Genomic DNA, 2,005 nt, shown 5'->3' on the forward strand with positions numbered 1-2,005 from the left:
GCTGGGCAGCCGCGCACCCCGTCGGGTCCGCGGGCCCCAGTGCGGCACCCGACGTCGTCCGCCCGGCAGGCGCCCCAGAGCCAAGGTACGGCGAGGCAGGGCCCCGCAAGGCAAAGTGCCACAAACAAAGTTCCGCAAAGCAACCACAGGGCCGCGGCGCGCCGAGGAAATAGCTCGCGCTAGTGAGCCCGGGGCACTTTGAATTTGGTGATCCGTGCGTCCTGTCCGTCCAGCTCCGCCCAGGACTTTTCCGTTTCAAGGACGGTGAGCGCGTTGGTGGGGTACCTCGTTGCGGCGTCCATGTAGGCATCGTGATCGGAATCGCGCGAGGCGAGGTGCATGGCAAGGTCCTGCACCCCTGGCAGGTGCGCAATCAGCATCAGCGTGGTGACGGTGTCGGGCACGTGATTAACCACGGCAAGCATGCGCACCGCCGAGGAAGCGTAAAGGCCGTCTTCGAGCTTCGGCGTGGGTGCCTTGTCCCCCAGTTCAGAACAGACCCAGGTGCAGGTCTGGCGGGTCCGCAATGCGCTCGAGCACAGGATGAAGTCAGGCACGATGTTGTGCTTGAGCAACCAACGCCCGGCAAGTGGCGCCTCCCGGTGGCCCCGTTCCTCCAGCGGCCGCTCGTGGTCAGCCACGCCGCCAGGCCAATCGGCTTTGGCGTGCCGCATGATCACGAGGCGTCGAAGATGGTGCTGGCTCATGGCCCAAGCCTAAGGCACAGCCACATGCCTCCTGCGTGCCTCTGAGGTGCTAGATCGAATATTCCGGAGCGGCCCAGACAACAACCTCGGGGTGCTCGTAGAACCTGTAGCCCTGGCCGCGGACGGTTCGGACGGTGTTGGCGAGGCGGCCAAGCTTGGAGCGGAGGCGGCGGATGTGGACGTCGATGGTGCGCTCGTTGGGCACCTCTTCGGCGTTGCGCCATAGGCCCTCGAGCAGCTCGTCACGGCCCACGGTGCGGGTGCCGTTCTCCACGAGGTAGTTAAGGAGTTCGAACTCTTTGAAGGTCAGGTTCAGCGATTCACCGTCGAGGTGCACTTCGCGGCGTGCGAGGTCGATCAGGACGCCGGAGGGGCGCGGCTCCTGGGGCTGCTGCGGCCGCGGGGTTTCGGTGCGCTGGCGGGTGTTGACCGTGGGGTCACCGAAAGTAGACCGGACGACATCGAGCGCCGAGCCGGGCGTACCGGCGGGGGCAACGGCAACAGCGGCGTAGCTTTCGGCTCCCGTTACCAAGGACTGGGCGTAGGCGCGGATTTCCTGGGCGAGTTTGGCGATGGAGGTACCTGCAGCGGCTGCGGTTTCCTCGTCGATGCCCATGTAGAGGACAAATCCACGGGCAACGTTGTCATTGGCCACCGGGCGGACCGGGTTCGGCCCGGCGACTACGGGAGTAGGAGCAGTGACCGGGGCGGACTCGGCGGGAGGGACGGCGCGAAGCTGGCCGTAGGAGTTGGGGTTGTAGCCCTGGGGGCCATATCCCGAGCCGGGAAAGCTGCTTCCGGACGTGGTGGGAGCGAGGGACGTTCGTGGTCCGAACCCGGGGCGGAGGCCCGACGGCTGGCCACCCTTGGCGGCGTTACGGACAGAAATGTGGACGTATCCGGATGCAACTGACATGTAGTGCTTACCTCAATGTGAATGGCCGCTATCGCGGCTCGAATGTTGAATTCCCCGCACTGCGCATTAAAACTGGGGAGGGACGCCCGACGCTGGGCTGGGGGCGTATGCCGACGAACTTCGTGGGGTGGGAAGTTCAGGCGTACATTCGACAACAGCGCATGTCGGCAGCAGCGGATGTGCTGGGCCAATAGTCTGCGGCTGCAGGTGCTGTTGAGTTCTTGTTCACAATGGAAGTGTGCAGCGTAACAATGCGAACTTGCAAGTAACAATGGACGGATCCGTCCGCATTCTGAGACAAAAGCGCTTGATGTGGCACAGATCACGATTCTGGACAATGGTCAGATTGCTGATTATTTTCCCGCTTTCAGGCAGATAACGC

2 protein-coding genes are annotated in these 2,005 nt (G+C 63.8%); both read right to left on the reverse strand.

The window, feature by feature from the left end:
• Positions 1 to 179: 179 nt before the first annotated feature.
• A complete protein-coding gene (locus AC5RWX_RS32780; protein ID WP_494100339.1) occupies positions 180 to 707 on the reverse strand; it encodes a SixA phosphatase family protein in 528 nt (175 codons plus the stop codon).
• Between the two features lie 49 nt (positions 708 to 756).
• Entirely contained in the window at positions 757 to 1,623 is an 867-nt protein-coding gene (locus AC5RWX_RS32785; protein WP_494100340.1) for a winged helix-turn-helix domain-containing protein, read from the reverse strand.
• Positions 1,624 to 2,005: the final 382 nt, after the last annotated feature.

Source organism: Arthrobacter sp. SPT-J7 (assembly GCF_059089965.1).

Coding starts and splice junctions, on each gene's coding strand:
- AC5RWX_RS32785 (WP_494100340.1), bottom strand. CDS start 1,623: ATGTCAGTTGCATCCGGATACGTCCACATTTCTGTCCGTAACGCCGCC.
- AC5RWX_RS32780 (WP_494100339.1), bottom strand. CDS start 707: ATGAGCCAGCACCATCTTCGACGCCTCGTGATCATGCGGCACGCCAAA.